The organism is Treponema succinifaciens DSM 2489 (assembly GCF_000195275.1).
In the GTDB taxonomy this organism is placed as follows: domain Bacteria; phylum Spirochaetota; class Spirochaetia; order Treponematales; family Treponemataceae; genus Treponema_D; species Treponema_D succinifaciens.
The window spans coordinates 306016-326927 of sequence record NC_015385.1; the positions used below are offsets into that span (position 1 = coordinate 306016).

A 20912-nucleotide genomic window follows, 5' to 3' on the forward strand; every position below is an offset into this window, starting at 1 on the left:
GTATCTATGAACGGTGGAAAACTAAGCAGACAGCTTAGAAACCAGGTCAAGTATGAACTTTAGAAGTTCTAGCAGAAAAACCAGCAAGGCGATTTTGTCTGCTCTTGACCACAGTTTTTTCTTTTTTCGTTTCACATTTCTATTACCTCCTGATGTTTATAATATAATACATCTTGATTATTATGTCAATAAAAATCAAATAAAAATGTAAAAAAAAATATGAAAATTTGTCGAATTTTATGTTATATTAAGAGTGTATGAGGGGATAATTCCGAAAACTAATGTAAAAAGCAAAGAAGCAGGTTATATAGCAGATTGTTTAGATTATGAAAAATATATAAGAAAGTACTATAATAAAAATGGTTTAGCACCACTTCCTGATCCAATATCCATAAAGGGAATTGGAATCAAAAAGTGGATTAGCATGGTGAATACAAATAAACCTTGGGATCATAAGAAAAAGATACAAGAAAAATTTGGCATGATAGCAGTGAAAGATCGCCCTTTTTTAGGAAAAAATAAACAATTGAAGTTTTCTCAATTGTCTTATCATAAATATCAATACCATGACTATTTTTTAGATGTATGGTCAAATATCCATTATGGTTTTGTTGGTAGATATTGTGGCTTTTCAGAAAAGACTTTATTAACAGGCTCTGATTTTCAGCAGGCAGTTGCAAACATTAAGAATGCCAATTTTAAAGGAGGAGATGATCAGGCGGATAAAATTACAATGCAGTTAGGAATGGATTTATATACAAGATATAAAGATAAAATTGAGAAATTAACCTATCAAATAATTCTTGATGAATTAGAAAAGCTGGATACAATTGGACAATCAAGATTATTACACAAATGTTTCGATACTTCCAAAATGGGAGTAACAGTTTTATGAAAATAAAAAAAAAGTATTTATTTGTATTTGGGATTATTGTTATTTATTTTTTATTGCCACATGTTGAAATCTCAGCAAATACAGATTCTATAATTGAATATGGGTATGTGTTAGAATTTATTGATGGATATAATCAAGAAGGAGAGCCAACTGTAAAGCAAATGCTTGAATACCTTAAAGGTGGAAAATCGTTTTATAATATGGGTAAAAGAAATGTTAAATTCTTATTTCCATTATTTTGTTTAAAGGATATATCTTGTATTTCGATTGGTGGAAAAATAACCAACATAAGATATTCAGAAAAGATTTCAAAAAAATTTCTTGAGCAGCAAGCAAAAGAAGAAGATATTAATTTATGTACTCTTACAAAAGAACCTTTAATTATATATTCAAAAGATTTGTATTTTTTTCGCATATATGCAGATTTTTCTAATGATGCAAATTTTGAAAATGTATATATAAAAAAATACCCTTGGAGCAAGAAGAAACTTCTGCGGAGCAAGCAATAAAGACAGAAGCATAAGTGAAATCGACATGGAACGGATAGACAGCCAGGGCGCAAATGCACAGGAAGAGACTGCGGCTGCAACCTCTGCAAGTGGAAACCAGACAGAAAGTCAGAGTGAAAAGGAGAATACTGCCGAAAAACAAAGGAATCCGTCAGTTTCAAATCCGCACTGGGAAGATGAAAACGGCAAGGCAATAACCAAAGCCCTGGTCGGAGATGAGGTGTATCTTTGCGCCGATGTAACGGACATTGCCGACGGAGCGACAGCAAAAATAAATATTGTTGAGAAGGACGGCGACGATGATTTTGTCGCGGAGCTGAGCACGTCTGTACAGGAAGGAAAAATCCGCTGTGATTGGAAAGTCATCTACACAGAGGATAATGACGACACAGACAGCCAGAAGGAACTAGAAGAAAAAGGCTATACCCTGCCGGAATATGCGTTCACTGCAGAGTGCGATGGCATTGAGAGCGAGGAAAGCGGACAGCTGGATGTAAGAGATTGTTCACTATTACTAAATTTCCCATAAATGAATTTCATTTTCCCCAAACACTTGTAACATACTGAGCATCATTCCAAGTTTTGCCAACTGGAGTTGCTATACCATAGCTAACTTCTGCCAAATCATTATCGACTTCAATTCCTTCGTGCGCTATCTCTATTCTTTCAACCGCAAAGTCGCTTCCAAGATTTGTCATCAGCTTTGGTCCTATCCAGCGGCAGGGAAAGGCACGGTAGAAATTCCATCTTTTCACCTCGTTCCCCTCTGTGTCTTTTAGCACCACCGACCCGTTCTTTCTTTCCAGCTTCTTGTTCTCAAGGCACGTCTCCTTGAACCAGTTAAAAAGCGACTCGTTCTCTGTTATTCCCTTCTCAATGATTAGGTTTGGGAACCGCGTTCTTCCCTTGAATTTTCTTGTGGTGTGGTTCAGGCCGCCCTTTTTGAAGTCTGTTAATAACTTCTAGGACAGCCCCATCTGCTATGATTTGCACACGAATTGTCAGATTATCGGGTCAAGCCCGATAATGACAGCAAAGTGTAAAACTCAGCATTCGGCTTAAATGCTAAAATTCCAAATCTTCTTCTGGAGGCTCACAAAATTCATTAGGCGCGGCTTCAGGAGATTCTTCTTTTGCTTTTTTTCCAGATGATTTTTTTGGAGCGGAAAGGGCTTTTCCTTCTTCAGCTTTTTTTTGAATCGGCTTAAAGTCAACGTGCTCGGCGATTATTTCTATGATGCTTCTCTTTTTGCCGTCTTCAGTTTGCATTGTTGTCTGTTTGAGCCTTCCGACTACGCGGATTCCTCTTCCTTTTGGACACCATTTTTCGCAAAGTTCAGCGGTTTGTCCGAATGTTGCAACGTCAAAGTACGAAACCTCATCAACGTAGTTTCCGTCACTGGCTTTGTACTTTCTGTTCACGGCGATTGGAATCCGGCAGAACGAAGCTCCGTTTTTGCAGCTTTTTCTTTCTGGCTGACGGACAACATTTCCTTCCAGAATAATTTGATTCAAGGCATTCATAAAATCCTCCATAAAAATAGAATAATTTTTCCGAAGCTTTTTGCTTTCGTGATTTCAGTTAAATTTATTTCCGATTTTTTACAAAAAATGCTTGTATGCAAAAATAAAATTCAGAATTTCAGAAATTTCCTTTGAATAAAAACACCTGATATATTTGTGTTATTTGTTTACTCTTGTTGTTTTTCTATATATAATATGTGGCATGGCTACGACCTCGAATATTTTGACACTTTTAAAATTCAATTGTTCCAAGCAAAAAACATATATGCTTGAATACGGACAGTTCGCAGACTACGTTCACAGATATGCCCAGCATCATATTGAAGAAAATTCAGCGCTTGAAAGCTACTGCACCAGCGATTATAAAGCTGTGCTTGAGGCTGAAATAAATGGTCTTGTGGCTGACCGTCAGGTTGTAATCAGTTCTATAAGAAATAAAGACTACATTTTTGTTGTTCCGTATTTTATTGAAAAATACAACGATTTATTTAATCAGATTGATGCGAATATTTCGATTCCATTTCCAAGCATAAATGATATGCCGAAAATTGTTCCGATTGATGTTGTTACAAAAAAGCAGGCTGATGAAATTATTTACGGACGCTTGGACAAGGAAGAGCTTAACGACAGAACCCTTTACTGCATTGTTTTTTCAAAGACAGTTCCTTCGCTGATTTTTCCGTCTTCTTTCCCGATTGCAAATCTTATAAACCTTGCGCTGAAAAAACTTCAGGAGCTCATGCACAAGGAAGAGTCGCATGATTATTTTTTGAAAAAGCTTTCAATTTCAAATCCTGGAAAAGAACTTTCTATAAAAACATTTTTCAATAAGTTTTGCGCAAATCCGTCAACTGTTCTTGATATTTTAAAAAACACAGGCGACAACTTTTATTACTGGAGCCAGCTCTGTTATTTTATAAAGCAGGATTATACCAAACTCAAGGATTTTGCACCGGAAGACATTACGATTTTGCAGTCTGTTGCCATAATTGAAATTGCGACTTCTTATTACAAATCCAAAGCTGCGGAAAAATTGCAGGCACAGGCGGCGTTTGAACAGCTGGATATTCTTATGAAAAATCCTCCATATTATTACAATCTGAATGACATCAGAAAAATGAAGGATAAAACTGGAATTCCTCTTTTGGGCCAGTACAAAGAAGAGCAGTTGATGAACCATTTAAAGGCGAAAACTCAGGAATCAATTGGAAACCAGATGCCGGAGCTTTTGATTTTTAAAGTGAATGACGGAAACGGATATTATATTTTCAAGGAGCGCGTCATTCCGCTTATAATCAGGCTTGCAAACGATGTGCGCATTTTGGTGCGTGAAGCTCTTATAAAAAGCTGGTACAACAATCTTAGGGAATACGAGCTTTTGCCGGAAATGAAAGAAAACGCGGCCTTTGAAAGATGTCTTGAACGCGAAGTTTCTTCTATTGAACCTGTGCTTTCAGCTCTTTTGAACGCTTCGTTTTTGCCGGTTGTCGCTTTTGAAGACCAGACTCCGGGGCATATAACTTTGTTCAGAAACGATTCCCTTATTTCTTACAGCGAGCTTCTTATGCTTAGCAGACAGGAACTTCTTGCAGATGCAAAGCTGAAACTGCCTTTCTGGTACGCAATGCCGATTGTTTCATTTATAATGAAGCTTTTGTTTAAAAAGCCTAAGCCAAAAACAAGAAAAGACGCTTCTGCAGCTTTAAAAATTCAAAATGAACTTAAAGATAAAGAAAGTGAAATATTAAAACGCCGGGACGAAGATGACAGCATAGATCCAAAAAACAAAAGGCGCAGGGAATTAAGAAAACTTGCCATTGAAATCGAAAAGGAATTTGTTCCTGAAACCAGTACTTTGGACCGCGAGCTGAAAGGCTATATGCACGAATGGAACGACAGAATCGGAAAACAGAATTACGAAAATCTTGGCGAGGATGTCAATTCTTTAATCCGCGATTATTTTAGAAAAGTTCTGCGTACTTTAAAGGCAGACACTTTCAATGCGGAGCGAATCCGGCGTCTTGCAGAATCTTTGGTTGACACTCCAAGCATGATGAAAATTAAAAATCATCCGGCTTTAAAAAGATACGTTGAGCTTTACATCATAAAGATTGTAAAAAATTTGCCTTCAAACTAAAATAGAGTCGGTTATGGATAGTGGCAGTTGTTATCAACGTAGATTAGAAAAAATTACGGCAGTTTCAATTTTGCTTGCATAGAATTTTGAAAGCTGCCTTTTAGCGGGGATTTGCTATGATTACATATTGGCAGCAAGAAAACGGAAAACTTGTAAGCAAGGAAAAAGAAGAGCTTGTCCCGGAAATGAACACTTGGGTTGACGCAAGGTCTGTTACAAGGGACGACATACGCGAGCTTGAAGAAACTTACAAAATCGATTCTGAAAATATGCTTGATATTCTTGACCCGGATGAGCTTTCCCGAATCGAGCGGAATGACGACACTGGATATACTTTTACAATCATAAAGCTTCCTGTTTTTTCTCCGGGGGACGATGTAAGTTATTTTACGGCTCCGTTGGGAATTATTACATTCGATAAATTTTTTATAACAATCTGCTGGACTGACTGCGAGGTTTTAAAGGATTTTGCCGCAAACAGAATCAAAGAACTTTCGCTTAACGATTTTCCAGCTTTTACAATTCGGTTTATGTCCCGCGCTGACCTTACATTTTTGCGCTACTTGAAGGAACTTAACCGACGCGCCACAACAATTCAAAACGAAATGCTCCGCTCTGTTCAGAACCATGAATTGATTCAGCTTTTGAACATTCAAAAATCGCTCGTGTTTTTCACAACATCTTTAAAAAGCAACCAGATGCTTTTGGAAAAACTCCGCAAGACAAAAATTATCAAGCTGGACGAAGAAGATCAGGACTGGATTGACGACGTTGAAATTGATAACAAGCAGGCTTTGGACATGGCTGGAACTTACACGAATATTATGGCAGGAATGAACGATGCCTTTGCTTCTGTTTTGTCCAACAACTTGAATATCGTTATGAAAACAATGACAGCATGGAATCTTGTGCTTATGCTTCCGACTTTGGTGACGAGCTATTTTGGAATAAATGTTCCGCTTCCTTGGGCAAATTCAAAATGGGTTGGAGCAGTTGCGATTGCGGGGCTTTGCGTTTTTACTTCTGTGTTTGGATATTTTATGTTTATGAAACGCCGGATTACTCCGTCTGTTGAAGCAAGAAAAAGAGTTTCATTTAAAGCTCGGCGCGCGGAACGAAAGCAAAGACGCTACATAAAAAAGCAGGAAAAAATAGCGGAGAAAAGAAAATGAAATTTACAAAAATTTTTGCATTGATTTTTTTTGCGGCGGCACAGATTTTTGCGCAGGAATCTTCCGATGATTTTTTTAATGATATTGATTTTGTTGAATTCGGCTCTTCAAGAAAAAAAACTGAATATGTGATTGGAGAAAATTCCCAGTCAGTAACTGCAAAAAGAAGAGTTTTTCCGTTCAAGCTTAACCGTTACGAAACAACTTACAATCTTTGGTATAAAGTCCGTTTGTGGGCGGAAGAAAATGGATACGTTTTTGCGAATCCGGGACAGGAAGGTTCTTCTGGCTCAAGAGGAAAAGCTCCAACACAAATGAATTGCTATGAACCAGTTACAAATATAAACTGGTATGATGTCATTGTCTGGTGCAATGCGTTCAGTGAAATGGACGGAAAAGTTCCCTGCTATTTTTATAACGGACAGATTTTAAAAGACGCCACGGACACAGCTTCATGCGACTTGGCGGAATGCAACTGGAAAAATAATGGCTACAGGCTTCCGACAGAAACTGAATGGGAATATGCGGCAAGAAAAACTCCGGGTGGACTTCAGTCTGGAGCTTTGGCTAGCGGTCAGATTGATTCAAATGGAAAAGATGATTCTTCAGTTCCAGTTGAAGAAGTTGCCTGGTATTTTGAAAATTCAAATGGAACAAAACGAGTTGGAACAGCCGGAACTCCATTTTCCACAAGCGCGCCTCCAAGTCCTTCCAGCGGAAATCCAAACGGAGCCGGAATTTTTGACATGAGCGGAAACGTAATCGAATTCTGCTGGGACTGGGAAGCTCCTTATGAAGCCGGTGATTTATCCAAAAGATATTCAGGTCCAAAATATGGCGCTGAACGTGTTATGCGCGGCGGAAGCTGGAATGAATACACGCTTTTTGTTTCTGCAGGAGACCGTTATTCTTATGACCCGAATGAAGCCTACAACTTTTTTGGATTCAGAATTGCAGCCAGCGTAAAATGAATTTTCAGAATTACAAAGAGCTTTTGATTTCTTCACTTTCGCAAACTTACAAAATTGATTCTTTTTATCTTGGCGAAGAATACGACATTGCAGGAACGTTTTCTAAAAATGATGACGGCTTTGAGCAAAAAGAAGCGTGCCTGGTTTCCTTTTGCAATGATGAAAATTTTGTTTTGTCCGAACTTCAAAGATTGCCTGAAATAACTCTTTCTGGCGCGGATGGTTTTTCAAGAAACAGGCGTTCTGTTGTTTTGCGCGTGTTTGTAATGCAGGACGTTTCGTTTGAACTTGTAAAAAAAATTAGGTCGTTCAATTTCAGCAGGGCAAAAAAAGGCCAGTTTTGGAGCTATGCGGAAAGTCAGGTTGTCCTTGTGGATTTTAAAAACCGATGCACATATTCAAATTTGGCCGGAGAAGAAAAAAGAAAATTGTTTAAATTTACGGAAAATTAATCCGAAAAAAATCCGCGCAGAATCCGCAATTGAAAATTATTGCAAGATGAACTACAATATTTTTTCATGGAAACACGTAACATTTTTGAAAACATTTCTTGTATCGACCACAGATATTCGTTGTCAGAGGCCGAAGTCTTTAACGGTCTTTCTAAGTATATTTCAGAAGAAGCTTCAATCCGTTCATGCGCAAAATGCGAGGCTGCCCTTGTAAAAAGCCATTTGAAATTGCGCGGAAAACTCACGGATGAAATTGCGCAGAGTCTTGATAAAGTCGCTTCGAAAATTGATCCTGCCGAAGTTTATGCGGAAGAGGAAAAAACAAAGCATAATATCCGCGCGCTTGTAAACGTCATGAAGACAAAAGTTTCGGCGGAAATCGGACCTTTGGTTCACCTTGGAGCAACCAGCGTTGACATTCTTGATACAGCTCTTTCGTGCAGAATGAGAGATGTTACAAAAAATGTTGTTCTTCCTGAACTTAAAAAACTTGAAAAGCATCTTTGCGCTATTGCAGACCGCGATTCAGAAGTTCCGCAGGTTGGACGCACTCATGGACAGCACGCAGTTCCTATTACTTTTGGCTGGAGCATTGCAGAATTCGTAAGCCGTTTGGGAAAATCGATTTTGCGCATAGAAGAGCTTTCGAATCAGCTCGTAGGAAAACTTGCAGGACCTGTCGGCTCTTACAACGGACCTTCAATGATTGTAAAAGACCCGGAAGAACTTGAGCGCGTCTATGTTGAATTTCTTGGACTTTCTGCCAGCGAATATTCAAATCAGCTTGTTGAACCGGAATATCTTTTGCGCCTTCTCTTGGAAATGAATGTTGCGTTTGGAATTATTGCGAATCTTGCAGACGACCTTCGCAATCTTCAGCGTTCAGAAATCGGAGAAGTTTTTGAATACTTTGCTTCTACTCAAGTTGGCTCAAGCACAATGCCGCAGAAAAGAAATCCGTGGAACAGCGAGCACGTAAAGTCCCTTTGGAAGGCAATGTGTCCGCGTGTTATTACATTTTATATGGATCAGATTTCAGAGCATCAGCGCGACCTTACAAATTCTGCAAGTCAGAGATTTATGGCGGATTACGTTGCAGGATTTACAATGGCGGTTGCAAGAATGAACAGCGTTGTTTCGGGGCTTCAGGCTGACAAAGAAACAATGGCACGCAATCTTGAAAATGCCGGCGGAAAAGTAAAAGGCGGAGTCCTTGCCGAGCCTGCTTACATTTTGCTTGGCGAAGCTGGAATCAATGACGGCCACGAAGTTATCCGCAAAATTACTTTGGAAGCTGAAAAATCTGGAAAAACATTCTTTGAAGTTCTAAAAACCCACAAAGAAGCGTTTGAAAAAATAACTGCCCAGCTTGAAAAACTCGGCGTGGAAAATCCAGAAAACTTCTTTGAGCATCCGGCGAACTATTGCGGACTTGCTGCAAAAAAATCCCGCAGGCTTGCAAAGAAATACGAAAAGCTGATGGACTGATTTTAGCTTATGCAAAAATACACGGCGGCTTTGGTTGGCTTGGGCAGAATCGGTTACAGTCTTGGACTTGACAAAAACCGCGAGCAGCCCGCCAGCCACACAATGGCACTTTTGAATAATCCTCGGATAAATCTGATTGCCGGTTGCGACACTGATTCCATTGCGCTTTCAAAATGGCAGGACGCAAATAAAAAAGCCGTTGGATATTCGGACAGCGCAAACCTTTATGCGCGATGCCGCCCGGACATTGTTACAGTCGCCGTGAATGAAAATGCCCATTTAAAAGAAGCTGTTGAAGCGATTCACGCAAAGCCGAAACTTGTGATTTTGGAAAAGCCTGTTGCGCTCAATCTTTTGGAAGCGGAAAAAATTCAGCAAGAGGCGGAAAAATTTCAAGTGCCAGTTCTTGTAAACCATGAGCGGCGTTTTGCGGAAGATTTTAAATTGGCAAAGAGCTATATGAAAAAAATCGGGGAGATTCAAAGCATTCGTGCGGAGCTTTGCTCAAGTCTTTGCGTTTATAATCCGGCGGAAGAAAAAACTGGTGCCTACAGTCTTATTCACGACGGAACGCATTTGGTTGACGCGGTTTTGTTTTTTCTTGAGGATGATTTGCCTTCAACGCTGAAAAAAATATCCTTGGAAAATCCTTCTGAAAAAAAAGGGGGACTTCTTAGCCGTGCTTCCGATCTAAATAATTCTGAAAAAAAAATCAAAACTGTAAATTCGCTTCTTAGATTTCCTATTGTAACTGGCGTTTTCCGTGATGAAGAAAAAAATGTCCGGCAGTTCAGCGCGCACTATTCAACTTCAAAATGCCCCGATGTTACAATTGGAATAAGCGGACGCTCTCGTTTCTTTGGATTTGAAATTTCCATTACGGGAACTGAAGGCAGGATTTGCATTGGAAATGGATATTTAAAATTGTATCACCGCGAAAAATCTTCTCTCTACAGCGGATTCTATTCACTTTTAAATGACCGTTCCGAAAGCCTGCCAAAAAAAACTTTTTACTTTTCAAATATGATTCAAAACGCAGTTGACTTTTTAGATGGAAAAGCAAACTTGCGCTCGACACTTCAGACTGGAATAAACGCGCTTTCAGTGCTTGAAGAAATAAAAGAAATAATCAAATAAATTTCCCCAAACTTTTTTCTGAATAAAAATCACTTTTGATATTTTTCGCAGTTTAAATATGCCTGTCAGGGCAAACGCATTATAAATAATTTAAGTAAAGTTTGCGCGAAGGAACGGTTTCTGGGGCAAAAACACTCTGATTGTTGCGACCGCGTGAGCGGGCAATTCTATAGTCACTTTGCAACAGTCAGCGTGTAGCGCATTATTGCGCGATTTTGAACCACGAAACCGTGCCTGGGAGCCAGTTTTATGCTGAATACATTTATAATACGTTTGCCCTGATATGCCTGTTGACGATAAAAGATTATTTTTCTACAATATATCAGTTTGGAGTACTTTAAATGAAAAAGTTTTTGTGTGCCGCAGTTTTTGTGTGCGTTTTTTGCACGGCGGTTTTTTCACAGGAAATTACAACGGCGAGCGATTTCTTTAAATCTGTCAGCGACCGTTATGCGGAAATAAAAGACTATGAAGCCGACATCGACATAACAATCGGCAAAAGTGAAATGAAAGGAAAAGTCAGCTTTAAGCGTCCGGAAATGCTTAGAATAGATTTTTCAGATCCGGCGGAACAGGTTGTTGTCTTTAACGGTGATGATCTTACAATTTATTTGCCAAGCCCGACTTCCGCAATCCTTGAGCAGAACGTTACCGCTTCTGGTCCAAATGCGGCTACATCCCAGGGACTTTCTCTTTTGCGCCGTTATTACACAGTTGCCTACGAATCTGGGCAAAGCGCGGTTCCTTTGGATGAAAACAGCGATGAAATGGTTGTGAATCTTTTGCTTTCAAGAAGATCCGCGGCAGAAGCGTTCCGTACAATAAAACTTTCAGTAGATCCTTCGACAAAATTAATCCGCCGTGTTGCTGCGGTTTCTTCTCAGGATGTGGATTACATTTTTGATTTTCATAATTACAACTTGAATGTGAATATAAGCGATCAGCGTTTTATTTATGATCCGCCGTCATCTGCAAACAACTACAACAACTTCCTTCTTTCGGAGTAATAAATGGAAAGCTACGGAGAAATTTTGCGCAATGCCCGTGAAGAAAAAAAAGTTTCCATGGAAGCGATTGAGCGTGCAACTGCGATTACAAAAAATTATATAGATTCACTGGAAAACGAGTGCGTTGAAGATTTTCCTGGAGAATCTTATTTTATAGGATTTCTTTCAAATTATTGTGAATTTCTTGGGCTGGACAAAGATGAGATTTTGCGGCTTTATCATGCAAAAAAAATTCAGGAATCTCCAGTTCCAGTTGAACTTTTAAAAAATCAGAAGCCGGTTTTTCTTGTTCCTGTAATTGTCGCATCTGTTGTTTTAGTTTTGGCGATGCTTGGAATTTACATTTATTTCAGCGTGCTGAAAATTCCGCAGAAAAAAGAGCTTAAGGCAAGAGAGCAAGTTGAAAAAGAAAAAATCCATCAGTATCAGTTTACTGGCAAGCCCGAAACAAAGAGACTTTATAAAGGAGATCAAATTCTTGTTCCTGCAAAACAAGGCAAGGGAAATATTGTCTTGACAGTTGGCGGAACTTTGGGAAATCTTTCAATTCTTACGCCTTCTGGAAATCAGATTGTGGAGCTTAGCGAGGAACGTGATATAGACATTGACGGCGACGGATTTGCGGATTTGATTATTTATTTGAGCGATGTTTCAAATGACAATGAGGCTAACGGCGCGGAAGTCAGAATTCTTGAAAAATCCATTGAAAATTCTTTTGTCGCGATTTCAGATGGAAAATCCGGTACAGAACTTTCAGAAATTCCTGCGGCTTCGGCTGTAAAAAACAATGCGAACAGAACGGTAATCCACGAAGACACTCGCGCTTATCCGTTTACAATAAATGTTACATTCCGTGGTTCTTGTCTTTTCAGGTACAAAAGCGACCGTCAGGATTATGTTGAAGGCTATTACAAAAGCGGCGAGCTTGTTACAATTACTTCAAACAACGGAACTCGGCTTTGGATGAGCAACATTAACGCTTTGAAAATTCATGTTATCGCAGGACTTTCTTCTTATGATCTTGAAGTTGGGCGTGCAGGTGAAGTTCAGGCGGAAGACATAAAATGGGTTCGTGACAGTGACGGAAAATATCGTTTAGTGGTGCTTGAACTTGACTAGTAAAAAATTTTTTCTTGACCAGCATGGCTGTGCAAAAAATCAGGTTGACGGCGAGCTTATAATGAGCAGGCTTTTAAGACTTGGATTTGAGCAAGTTTTTGAGCCTGAAAAAGCCGACTTGATTATTGTAAATTCCTGTGGATTTATTGAGAGCGCAAAAAAAGAAAGTCTGGATTCCCTTATTGGAGCGCGCTCTGCATTTCCTAATGCGAAAATTCTTTTGGCGGGCTGTCTTGCCGAGCGTTATGCGGATGTCTTTAAAAAAGATTTGCCTGAAGCTGACGGAATTGTTGGAAACGGAAATTTAGAGTTGATTGATTCCGCTGTAAAAGATTTGTTTGAAGAAAAGCGTCCGGTTTTAAAAGCTGAACAAAAAGGAGTTTGCTGTGGCGAGCGGAATTCACTTTTGTCTTTTAAAGGAAGCGCGTTTGTAAAAATTACAGAAGGCTGTGATAACAAATGCTCATTCTGCGCAATTCCCATTATACGTGGAAAACTTCGTTCAAGAAATTCAGATGAAATTGTTTCAGAAATAAAATCTCTTTTGGCTCGCGGAATTTTTGAAGTCAATTTGATTGGGCAGGATTTGGCGGCTTATGGTTGCGGCGAGGAAGACAAAGAGTTTTCTTCTGAAAAAAACTGGCATGAAATAATTTATAAGAATTTAAAAAATCCTGTTTATGCGGAAGAAAATTTTTATGAGAAAAATGGAGACTCTCCTTTGTGCCGTTTGATAAAAAAAATTTCTGCACTTGAAGGAAAATTTTGGATCCGGCTTTTGTACATTCACCCTGACCATTTTAACAAAGACATTCTTGAAGTTATGAAAAACGATTCAAGATTTCTTCCTTATTTTGATATTCCGTTTCAGTCTGGCGACGAGAAGATAATCCGTGCCATGAACCGCAAGGGTAGTTTTGAAAATTATACTTCGCTTATAAAAACAATCCGTTCTTATTTTCCTGAAAGCTGTATACGCACAACTTTTCTTACAGGCTTCCCTGGGGAAACAGACGAAAATGCTTCGCGCACAGAAGAATTTTTAAAATCAATAAAAAGCGACTGGTCTGGATGTTTTCCGTACAGCAGAGAAGAAGACACTGCCGCTTATAAAATGAAGTCTCAAGTTTCTTTAAAAAAAGCAAAGACTAGAGCTTTTAGGCTGGAAGAAATGCAGCATGAAATAACTTCTGAAAGTTTAAAAATGCGCTGCGGAAAAATTTACGATGTCCTTATTGAAGAAATAATTGAAAATAAAGACGGCACAGATGAAGGTCTTGCAATCGGTCGTGCCTGGTTTGATGCGCCGGAAGTTGACGGAGCCTTTGTTGTGCGCTATGACCTTGATAATGAAAAAGCTGTGAAAAAAATAATTCCGGGAGCTGTTGTAAAGGCAAAGGCTCTTGCCGCATCCGATGTCGATGTTGACGGAGAATTTCTTGAATGAACGCGGAAGATTATCTTTCAGTTTTAAATAAAGAGCAGCGGGAAGCAGTTGAGCATGAGGGAAGTCCGCTTTTAATTTTGGCTGGTGCAGGCTCTGGAAAAACCCGCGTAATCACAACGAAAATTGCGTATATGATTTCGGAGCTTGGAATAAATCCGGCCTCGATTCTTGCTGTTACATTTACTAAAAAAGCCGCGGAAGAAATGAAAGAGCGTGCAATAAATCTTGAACCACGCGCGCAAAAATCCCATATAAGAACATTTCACTCATTTGGTGCTTGGTTTCTTCGGCTCTGTGCGGAAGATTCTGGAATTGGAATTCAAAATAATTTTACAGTTTACGATGATGACGATGCATGTTCATTGATTTCAAAAGCAGTTCCCTCGCTTACAAAAAAAGATGCGTCGCATTATGCAAAAAAAATTGCGCTGGCAAAAGACTATTGCCTTCTTCCTGGAGATTTGGAATTAAGCCGAATTTGCGATGAGCCGATTTTTCCAGAAGTCTATGAAAAATATCAGCAACGCCTTAGAAAAACTGGCAATGTGGATTTTGGCGACTTGATTTTGCTTCCGTATTTGATTTTAAAAGAAAACGATTTGATTAGAAAAAGTTTTCATGCGCGCTACAAAGTTATTTTGGTTGATGAATACCAGGATTCGAACGTTGCGCAGTTTAAGCTTTTGCAGGAACTTTCCGGCGTCAATGAAAATTCTGGAACTTATGTCTGCGTTGTTGGCGATGATGATCAGAGCATTTATAAATTCCGTGGGGCTGAAATTCAAAACATATTGAATTTTAAAGATGAATTTCCGGGAACAAAAATTATCCGTCTTGAAACAAATTACCGTTCTACTTCTGAAATTTTAAATTGCGCAGGAAATGTTGTAAAAAATAATTCCGGCCGTCTTGGAAAGGAACTTGTGTCTGCGCGCGGAAAAGGAAAAAAGCCGGCATTGGTTTTTCTTCCGTCGCAAGATGACGAAACTGAATTTTGCTACAGTCTTATTGAGCAGGCTTACGAGCATGGAATTCCTTACAGCGATTGGGCAATTCTTTACAGAACAAATGCGCAGTCGCTGGGCTTTGAAACAGAATTCCTGCATAAAAAAATTCCTTATGAAGTTGTTGGCTCTTTGAAATTCTATGAACGTGAAGAAGTAAAAGATATTATTTCGTGGCTTTCATTTATTGTGAATCAGCGCGACGAAATTTCTTTTAGGCGGATTGTAAACAAACCCGTGCGAGGAATTGGAAATACGACGCAAGATAAAATAATCGAAGCTTCCGATGGTAATTCAATTTTGAATGGTGCGGAATCCTTGAAGCTTTCAAAAAAAGCAAAAGAAGGATTTGATTTTTTTAAATCGCTTGTTGAAAAATTTTCCGATGAATTGCCGAATGTTCCTGTAACTTCAGAAGCGGCGTTGCTTGCAGGTCAGGCGATAAACGAAAATAATATTGTTTTCGCAGACGAAAAAAAACTTTCAGAGTTTGTTGAAAAAGTTGTAAAAGAAAGCGGGCTTGAAGAATTTCACAAGGACCAGGATGAAGAAATCGGCACGCAAAAAATTGAAAATCTTCAGGAACTTGTAAACAGCGCAGTTTTGTATTCGTGCACAAAGCAAGGACTTTTAGATTTTTTGGACCACATAAATCTTGACCGCACTTTAAAAACTGAATCCGAAGAAGAAAAACAGGAAGACAAAGTTACTTTGATTACACTTCATAACACAAAGGGACTTGAGTTCAAGCGCGTGATAATAACTGGGATGGAATCTGGAATTTTTCCGCGCGAAGGAAAAACAGAATCAGAACTTGAAGAAGAACGCCGGCTTTTTTATGTTGGAATTACGCGGGCAAAAGATGAGCTTTATTTTACTTCATGCGGAGTCCGCCGGCTTTTTGGAAGAACAAATTTTATGATCCCAAGTCCGTTTCTTGCTGAGCTTGGAAACGAAATCCGAATACTTGGACAAAAGCCAGATTCATTTTCAGCCAGCCGCATAGAAAAAAGTCCGCTTGAAAAAAAATACTGCATGGGGGCTTGTGTTTTCCATGATGATTATGGACACGGACAGATTATAAGAAGCAGCTACAGCGATGAAGGCGAGTACGTTGTTACTGTAAGTTTTGAAACTGGCGGAATTAAAAAGTTTCTTCCAAAGTATCAAAAAAACTCCTTGCTTGTTGAAGATGATTTATGAAATTTGTTTCGCTGCTTTGTCTTGTTTTTATTTTTTTATTTGCTTCATGTTCTGGAAAAATTGAGCCAAGAACGCAAACTGCAATGGACACGCTTTGCACGGTCAACGCTTTTGAAGACGGAACAAAAAAACTTTACGATGAAATTTTTGAACGCCTTGCACAGATTGAAAAAGAATTCAGTGCGACTTTGCCAGACTCTGAAATTTCACGGATAAATTCAATGGCAGGAATTTCCGCAGTAAAGACGAATGAAGAAGTTTTGAATGTTCTGGACTTTGCTTTGAAAACTGCCTGGATTTCTGACGGCGCGTTTACTCCTGCTGCAGGTCCGCTTGTTGACTTGTGGGGCATAAACACAGATCACCAAAAAATTCCTTCGCAAGCTCAAATAAACAACGCTCTTGAACTTGTTGATTTTGGTTGTGTTGGACTTTCCAGAGATTCAGTTTTTTTGCGGAAAGCCGGAATGAAAATTAATCTTGGCGGAATTGTAAAAGGTTTTGCCGCGGATGAAGTCTGCAAGATTTTAAAAATGCACGGTGTTAAAAAAGCTGTTGTGGACTTAGGCGGAAACATTTATGTTTATGGAAAAAAATCTGATGGAAGCAAATGGACTGTTGGAATAAAAAATCCAGAATCTCCATCGTCCGCTCCTCTTCTGCGCCTTTGCATAAATGAAAATTCAGTTGTTACAAGCGGAAGCTACGAGCGTTATTTTGAATCCAACGGAAAAAGATACCATCATATTTTTGATCCTGCGACCGGATTTCCTGCGGATTCTGGAATTGTTTCCGCGACTGTAATTTCCCCATCGAGCATTGCGGCGGATGCGCTTTCAACTGCGACCTTTGTTCTTGGCGTGGAAAAATCTTTTAAGCTTCTTGATAAATTCAAAAAAGAATTCGGATCGGACATTTCATTTGTTTTTGTCTGCAAATATGGTTCGGTTTTTGCTTCTGCGGATTTAAAAGGCTCTTTGGAATTTGTTCAGGACGATTCAAGAAAAATAGTTTTTGTTCCTTAAATTGTTTGCATTTTATTGCGATTTTTTACACACCGCCCTGAAATTCTGCTAAAATATTTTTATGGCTAGAGAAAGATTGAGCAGCAGACTTGGATTTATTCTGCTGAGCGCAGGTTGCGCTATTGGGTGCGGAAACGTCTGGAAATTTCCGTGGATGGTCGGTCAGAACGGAGGCGGCGCGTTTGTTCTTGTTTATCTTGCTTTTCTTGTTGTGCTGGGGCTTCCGGCTTTGACAATGGAATTCGCGCTTGGAAGAGCTTCTCAGGCAAGCCCGGTAAGAATGTACCAGGAGCTTGAAAAGCCAGGCTCAAAATGGCACATTCACGGCTACGTCTGCCTGCTTGGTAATATTTTCTTGATGGCGTTCTACACGGTTGTTACAGGCTGGCTGGTTTACTATTTTGTCTCGTTTGTAGTTGGAAAGTCAGGAGAGCTTAGCTTTGGCAAGATGATTTCAAGCCCGCGTATAAATGTAATGTACCTTTTTATCGCTGTTGCGGTGTGCTTTTTGATTCTCACCCGCAATCTTCAGAGCGGACTTGAGCGAATCACAAAATACATGATGGTTCTTCTTTTGGTCTTGATGACAGTGCTTGCAGTGCGGAGCATTTCTCTTCCGGGCGGCGCAAAAGGACTTTCGTTCTATCTTGTTCCCGACTTTAAGAAGCTCACAGTTCCGGTTGTCGTTGGTGCTATGAACCAGGCGTTTTTTACGCTTTCTCTTGGAATAGGCGCAATGTCAATTTTTGGAAGCTACATCGGAAAAGACAGAAGCCTTATGGGAGAATCCGTAAAAGTCATTATTCTTGACACTTTCGTTGCGGTTACAGCAGGCTTGATAATCTTTCCGGCATGCGCGTCGTTTGGAATCGCAGTTGACGCAGGTCCGTCTCTTCTTTTCAACACAATGACAACCGTCTTCAACAACATGGGAGGCGGCAGAGTATGGGGAAGTCTTTTCTTTCTTTTTATGGTATTCGCGGCGTTCTCAACGGAACTTGCGGTATGCGAAAATATTCTTGCCTGCGTGCGCGAGATGACAGGCTGGTCACGCAAAAAAGGCTGCGTAATCTGCGGAGCCGGCATTTTCTTAATCGCGCTCACAACCGCTCTAGGCTACAGCGAGCTTCATTTTCACCCGTTCGGCGAAGGCTCGGCATGGCTTGATTTCTGGGATTTTATCGTAAGCAACAACCTTCTTCCGCTCGGCGCGCTGATTTTCGCGGTTTTCAGCTGCAGCGGCAAATTCGGCTTAGGCTGGGAAAAACTCGTGCAGGAAGCAAACGAGGGCGAAGGTCTCAAAGTCAAAAACTGGATGAAGCCAGTCTTCGCATACTTTGTTCCGCTTTGCATAATCGCAATCTACATAATCGGGCTTGCGACGTTCAAGTGGAAATAGAAAAACATAGAAATGTAATATTAACGATTAACTCCACTATGTGGTTTTCCAAGCATAGTAGAGTTAATTACAGAATCACAGCTTTTATTTTACAGTGACAATGTCAGACACTGCGGAAACAAAGGTCTTTTTGTCTTCGTTTCCTTTTCGGCTGTTTGTGCGCAGGATAATCCTGTAGCTTTTGCCGCTTTCAAGGCTTTCTGGCAGGAAGAATTCGAGCGTCTTTGAAAGGTTTCGCATTATGGACTCCGGGTTCACCTTGTGCCACAAGCTTTCATCTTCGGAATAAATCCCGTCTGTGTCACATTCGGCAAAGAAAATTCCGCCATCACTGCCAGAAATTTTCAGTCTGCCGCCGTCAAGTCTTGCGGCTTTTTTAGATGTAAGAGTTCCGTCATTAAGCCCCGTAAAAAGGTCAGTGACAGAATCAATTGAGGGGCTTGAATCCGCAATCACGATTCTGTTTATCCCCAGCTTTGAGACCGCCTCGTTCGTTTCCTTTGACGAAGTGAACTTTACAAGCAATTTTTTTATTTCTGCGGTTTCGGCGGTATTTCCGCTTGTGCCGCTTGCCGCAATATAGAAAGTTCCTAAGTCCATGAGGTTCACGCTTTCGCCGCGCTGCAATGCTTCTATTATTTCCGCTTTTATCAGGGAAAGAATGTGCTTTGCGGTTATGGCGTTCACGCCGATGTCTTTTTTCTGCGTGCGCGCTATAAGATTGTCAATCGTAACATTGCGCCGGTCAAAACGTGCGTAATATTTTCCGCCATTGTCAAAGTAATTTTTGTACAGAGTGAGATTTCCGCTTCCATCTGTGTCCGAATAGTTAATGTTTGTAGTTGTACTCATAAGTAAGTTCCTTGTCCGTTTTTGGACTGTCTGTTATAAAAAGGTGAGTTTCCTTTTCCGCACTGAACAGAATTTCCGCTTTTCGCAAGATTTTCTGTTGACCAGACACGAAAGACAGGAGTATACTTCTAAAATCAGATTTGAAGATTCTCCGTCTGGAGTGTCTTTTTAAAGCCCTTAAGAAATGCCTTACGCACCGCAAATGTTTTCGGCAAATCCTAAGGGCTTAATTTTTTGCTTCATTTTTCATACAGCCTCCTCCAGCACTTGTTCTGGACTGAATAAATCAAGAATCCTGTTTGAAAGAATTCTTCTCACAATATTCGGGTACTGTCTTATGCGCATATAACTGTCAAAGACATAGTTTGCGCAAGTCCAGCCAAGCCCGAATTCCTGCATAAGCTCATCCGGACAGCACGGTGAAAGTTTTATCACGAACGGCATTGCAGCCTGAGCATAAGTTGCAAAACGGTTGCATTCCGCTTTCATCCTGGCCGCCGACTTTCCCTGATTCTCGTACAAGTGCCCGAGCTGTATATGGGCAATCTCATACCAGATTGTAAAACGGACGGTGCAAGGCGGAAGCGAGTCATTGTAGTAAATCGCGTACCTTGACTTTGCCGTCATCGTGGAAAACCCCTCCTCATACTTTGAGGTCATAAATTTTCTGTCCTCCTCTGAGGAATCTGAATATTTTACAAGCTCAATTCCAAGCAGGCGAGCAACCTCAAAGCAGTCCGCCGGATATTTTTTTATTCCCAAATCCTCAAAAAGACAATTCGCCTCTTCTTCTATCTCATCATATTCACTTCCCAAAAGCTGAACCGCTCTTTCCATTCATACCTCATCTTACGAAAAAAGAATTTTCGCGAACTTTTTGCGCTCCTCATCAGTAAGGGTCTTGGCATTGCGCGCGATAAGCTCGAATGCCTGTTCAATTTCCTGTTCTGATGAGAACTTATGGGCATCGTCGCTTTTTCCAGTAAGATAATCGACCGTCGTACCCAGCGCATTTGCTATGTTCAGAAGGATTGCACCCTTCGGAACCCTATCCCCTTTAAGGTAGTGGGAAACCGCCCCCTCACTCAAGTTAGTTGCATCGGCAAGAGCCTTCTGGCTCATTCCTGTTTCCGAAAGCAGTTTACCGATTCTGTCTTTAACAGCCATGCTTTCCATAATTATTTCAATTCCTAATTCAATTCTTGCCTTACGGCACATCCGCCGCAATCGCCATTTTATTTTGCGGCACTTTCTATTCGTTTTTAGCATTAACCTCCTAAAAACAATATAGATTACAAACTTGTCATTGTCAAGTATAAAATTGTCAAAATTTACATATATTTTAAGAATTGATAAAATTCAAAGAACAGCTTATTGCTTAAAAGATTCCGGCTTTTACAGGAAAGACGTTCCGCTTAGAACAGGAAGATGCTTTTTGCTCTAGCAGGAAAGGAGTTCCGGCTGGAAGCGGAATGGAGGCAGGATTGGAAGCGGAAGAAATAGCCTTTTAAGCGAAGCAGAATTTTACGATGCAAAAATTCCAATAGTATAGTAAAATTAAGGCTGGATAA

The 20912-nt window shown here is 40.0% G+C and carries 19 protein-coding genes and 1 pseudogene; 15 read left to right on the top strand and 5 right to left on the bottom strand.

Features of this window, described 5'->3' with window-relative positions; translation table 11 throughout:
• Nucleotides 1-253 precede the first annotated feature (253 nt).
• The 3 genes from TRESU_RS01445 to TRESU_RS01455 are packed head-to-tail and all read left to right on the top strand — an operon-like array spanning nucleotide 254 to nucleotide 1933.
• A complete protein-coding gene (locus TRESU_RS01445; protein ID WP_013700551.1) occupies nucleotides 254-895 on the top strand; it encodes a polymorphic toxin type 44 domain-containing protein in 642 nt (213 codons plus the stop codon).
• Entirely contained in the window at nucleotides 892-1404 is a 513-nt protein-coding gene (locus TRESU_RS01450; protein WP_013700552.1) for a hypothetical protein, read from the top strand. Before TRESU_RS01445 ends, TRESU_RS01450 begins: the two co-directional genes overlap by 4 nt.
• A gap of 25 nt (nucleotides 1405-1429) precedes the next feature.
• Nucleotides 1430-1933 carry a hypothetical protein gene (locus tag TRESU_RS01455; RefSeq protein ID WP_013700553.1) on the top strand — a complete coding sequence of 168 codons (504 nt, stop codon included), beginning with the start codon at nucleotides 1430-1432 and terminating at the stop codon, nucleotides 1931-1933.
• A gap of 7 nt (nucleotides 1934-1940) precedes the next feature.
• Here the strand turns inward: TRESU_RS01455 and TRESU_RS14580 are convergent.
• Nucleotides 1941-2342 (bottom strand): annotated as a pseudogene (locus tag TRESU_RS14580) (phage tail protein); the annotation flags it as partial.
• Between the two features lie 127 nt (nucleotides 2343-2469).
• Nucleotides 2470-2928, bottom strand: a complete 459-nt coding sequence (locus tag TRESU_RS01465) for a single-stranded DNA-binding protein (protein WP_013700555.1) — start codon at nucleotides 2926-2928, stop codon at nucleotides 2470-2472.
• A 202-nt stretch (nucleotides 2929-3130) separates the two neighbouring features.
• Between TRESU_RS01465 and TRESU_RS01470 the strand changes: the two genes are divergently transcribed.
• The 12 genes from TRESU_RS01470 (at nucleotide 3131) to TRESU_RS01525 (ending at nucleotide 18489) form a co-directional block, all read left to right on the top strand.
• Entirely contained in the window at nucleotides 3131-5065 is a 1935-nt protein-coding gene (locus tag TRESU_RS01470) for a hypothetical protein (RefSeq protein WP_041611879.1), read from the top strand.
• Between the two features lie 116 nt (nucleotides 5066-5181).
• Entirely contained in the window at nucleotides 5182-6237 is a 1056-nt protein-coding gene (locus tag TRESU_RS01475) for a magnesium transporter CorA family protein (RefSeq protein ID WP_013700557.1), read from the top strand.
• Complete coding sequence (locus tag TRESU_RS01480) at nucleotides 6234-7208, top strand: formylglycine-generating enzyme family protein (RefSeq protein WP_013700558.1); 975 nt, start codon at nucleotides 6234-6236, stop codon at nucleotides 7206-7208. Before TRESU_RS01475 ends, TRESU_RS01480 begins: the two co-directional genes overlap by 4 nt.
• Entirely contained in the window at nucleotides 7205-7660 is a 456-nt protein-coding gene (locus TRESU_RS01485) for a hypothetical protein (protein WP_013700559.1), read from the top strand. Before TRESU_RS01480 ends, TRESU_RS01485 begins: the two co-directional genes overlap by 4 nt.
• 66 nt (nucleotides 7661-7726) lie before the next feature.
• Nucleotides 7727-9148, top strand: coding sequence for a lyase family protein (locus tag TRESU_RS01490; RefSeq protein WP_013700560.1), 1422 nt, complete (start codon nucleotides 7727-7729; stop codon nucleotides 9146-9148).
• A gap of 9 nt (nucleotides 9149-9157) precedes the next feature.
• Nucleotides 9158-10285, top strand: a complete 1128-nt coding sequence (locus tag TRESU_RS01495) for a Gfo/Idh/MocA family protein (RefSeq protein ID WP_013700561.1) — start codon at nucleotides 9158-9160, stop codon at nucleotides 10283-10285.
• A gap of 341 nt (nucleotides 10286-10626) precedes the next feature.
• Nucleotides 10627-11292, top strand: coding sequence for a LolA family protein (locus TRESU_RS01500; RefSeq protein WP_013700562.1), 666 nt, complete (start codon nucleotides 10627-10629; stop codon nucleotides 11290-11292).
• A 3-nt stretch (nucleotides 11293-11295) separates the two neighbouring features.
• On the top strand, nucleotides 11296-12411 hold the full coding sequence (locus TRESU_RS01505; RefSeq protein ID WP_013700563.1) for a helix-turn-helix domain-containing protein: 1116 nt from the start codon (nucleotides 11296-11298) through the stop codon (nucleotides 12409-12411).
• On the top strand, nucleotides 12404-13858 hold the full coding sequence (rimO, locus tag TRESU_RS01510) for a 30S ribosomal protein S12 methylthiotransferase RimO (RefSeq protein ID WP_013700564.1): 1455 nt from the start codon (nucleotides 12404-12406) through the stop codon (nucleotides 13856-13858). The genes TRESU_RS01505 and rimO overlap by 8 nt, the downstream gene beginning before the upstream one ends.
• On the top strand, nucleotides 13855-16065 hold the full coding sequence (locus TRESU_RS01515; RefSeq protein WP_013700565.1) for an ATP-dependent helicase: 2211 nt from the start codon (nucleotides 13855-13857) through the stop codon (nucleotides 16063-16065). Before rimO ends, TRESU_RS01515 begins: the two co-directional genes overlap by 4 nt.
• On the top strand, nucleotides 16062-17090 hold the full coding sequence (locus TRESU_RS01520; protein WP_013700566.1) for an FAD:protein FMN transferase: 1029 nt from the start codon (nucleotides 16062-16064) through the stop codon (nucleotides 17088-17090). Before TRESU_RS01515 ends, TRESU_RS01520 begins: the two co-directional genes overlap by 4 nt.
• A gap of 61 nt (nucleotides 17091-17151) precedes the next feature.
• The gene (locus tag TRESU_RS01525) at nucleotides 17152-18489 is read left to right on the top strand and encodes a sodium-dependent transporter (protein ID WP_013700567.1); all 1338 of its coding nucleotides are present in this window, start codon (nucleotides 17152-17154) and stop codon (nucleotides 18487-18489) included.
• Nucleotides 18490-18573: 84 nt separating this feature from the next.
• On the opposite strand, the gene TRESU_RS01530 is transcribed toward TRESU_RS01525, so the two are convergent.
• From TRESU_RS01530 to TRESU_RS01540, 3 genes are all read right to left on the bottom strand, one after another.
• Entirely contained in the window at nucleotides 18574-19341 is a 768-nt protein-coding gene (locus TRESU_RS01530; RefSeq protein WP_013700568.1) for an HU family DNA-binding protein, read from the bottom strand.
• A gap of 246 nt (nucleotides 19342-19587) precedes the next feature.
• Nucleotides 19588-20178, bottom strand: a complete 591-nt coding sequence (locus TRESU_RS01535; RefSeq protein ID WP_013700569.1) for an ImmA/IrrE family metallo-endopeptidase — start codon at nucleotides 20176-20178, stop codon at nucleotides 19588-19590.
• A 12-nt stretch (nucleotides 20179-20190) separates the two neighbouring features.
• Nucleotides 20191-20610 (bottom strand): helix-turn-helix domain-containing protein, encoded by a 420-nt coding sequence (locus tag TRESU_RS01540; protein ID WP_013700570.1) that lies wholly within the window; start codon nucleotides 20608-20610, stop codon nucleotides 20191-20193.
• Between the last annotated feature and the right edge of the window lie 302 nt (nucleotides 20611-20912).

Coding starts and splice junctions, on each gene's coding strand:
- TRESU_RS01465 (WP_013700555.1), bottom strand. CDS start 2,928: ATGAATGCCTTGAATCAAATTATTCTGGAAGGAAATGTTGTCCGTCAG.
- TRESU_RS01525 (WP_013700567.1), top strand. CDS start 17,152: ATGGCTAGAGAAAGATTGAGCAGCAGACTTGGATTTATTCTGCTGAGC.
- TRESU_RS01535 (WP_013700569.1), bottom strand. CDS start 20,178: ATGGAAAGAGCGGTTCAGCTTTTGGGAAGTGAATATGATGAGATAGAA.
- TRESU_RS01515 (WP_013700565.1), top strand. CDS start 13,855: ATGAACGCGGAAGATTATCTTTCAGTTTTAAATAAAGAGCAGCGGGAA.
- TRESU_RS01475 (WP_013700557.1), top strand. CDS start 5,182: ATGATTACATATTGGCAGCAAGAAAACGGAAAACTTGTAAGCAAGGAA.
- TRESU_RS01450 (WP_013700552.1), top strand. CDS start 892: ATGAAAATAAAAAAAAAGTATTTATTTGTATTTGGGATTATTGTTATT.
- TRESU_RS01455 (WP_013700553.1), top strand. CDS start 1,430: ATGGAACGGATAGACAGCCAGGGCGCAAATGCACAGGAAGAGACTGCG.
- TRESU_RS01495 (WP_013700561.1), top strand. CDS start 9,158: ATGCAAAAATACACGGCGGCTTTGGTTGGCTTGGGCAGAATCGGTTAC.
- TRESU_RS01500 (WP_013700562.1), top strand. CDS start 10,627: ATGAAAAAGTTTTTGTGTGCCGCAGTTTTTGTGTGCGTTTTTTGCACG.
- TRESU_RS01520 (WP_013700566.1), top strand. CDS start 16,062: ATGAAATTTGTTTCGCTGCTTTGTCTTGTTTTTATTTTTTTATTTGCT.
- TRESU_RS01505 (WP_013700563.1), top strand. CDS start 11,296: ATGGAAAGCTACGGAGAAATTTTGCGCAATGCCCGTGAAGAAAAAAAA.
- TRESU_RS01470 (WP_041611879.1), top strand. CDS start 3,131: ATGGCTACGACCTCGAATATTTTGACACTTTTAAAATTCAATTGTTCC.
- TRESU_RS01530 (WP_013700568.1), bottom strand. CDS start 19,341: ATGAGTACAACTACAAACATTAACTATTCGGACACAGATGGAAGCGGA.
- TRESU_RS01480 (WP_013700558.1), top strand. CDS start 6,234: ATGAAATTTACAAAAATTTTTGCATTGATTTTTTTTGCGGCGGCACAG.
- TRESU_RS01490 (WP_013700560.1), top strand. CDS start 7,727: ATGGAAACACGTAACATTTTTGAAAACATTTCTTGTATCGACCACAGA.
- TRESU_RS01485 (WP_013700559.1), top strand. CDS start 7,205: ATGAATTTTCAGAATTACAAAGAGCTTTTGATTTCTTCACTTTCGCAA.
- TRESU_RS01540 (WP_013700570.1), bottom strand. CDS start 20,610: ATGCTAAAAACGAATAGAAAGTGCCGCAAAATAAAATGGCGATTGCGG.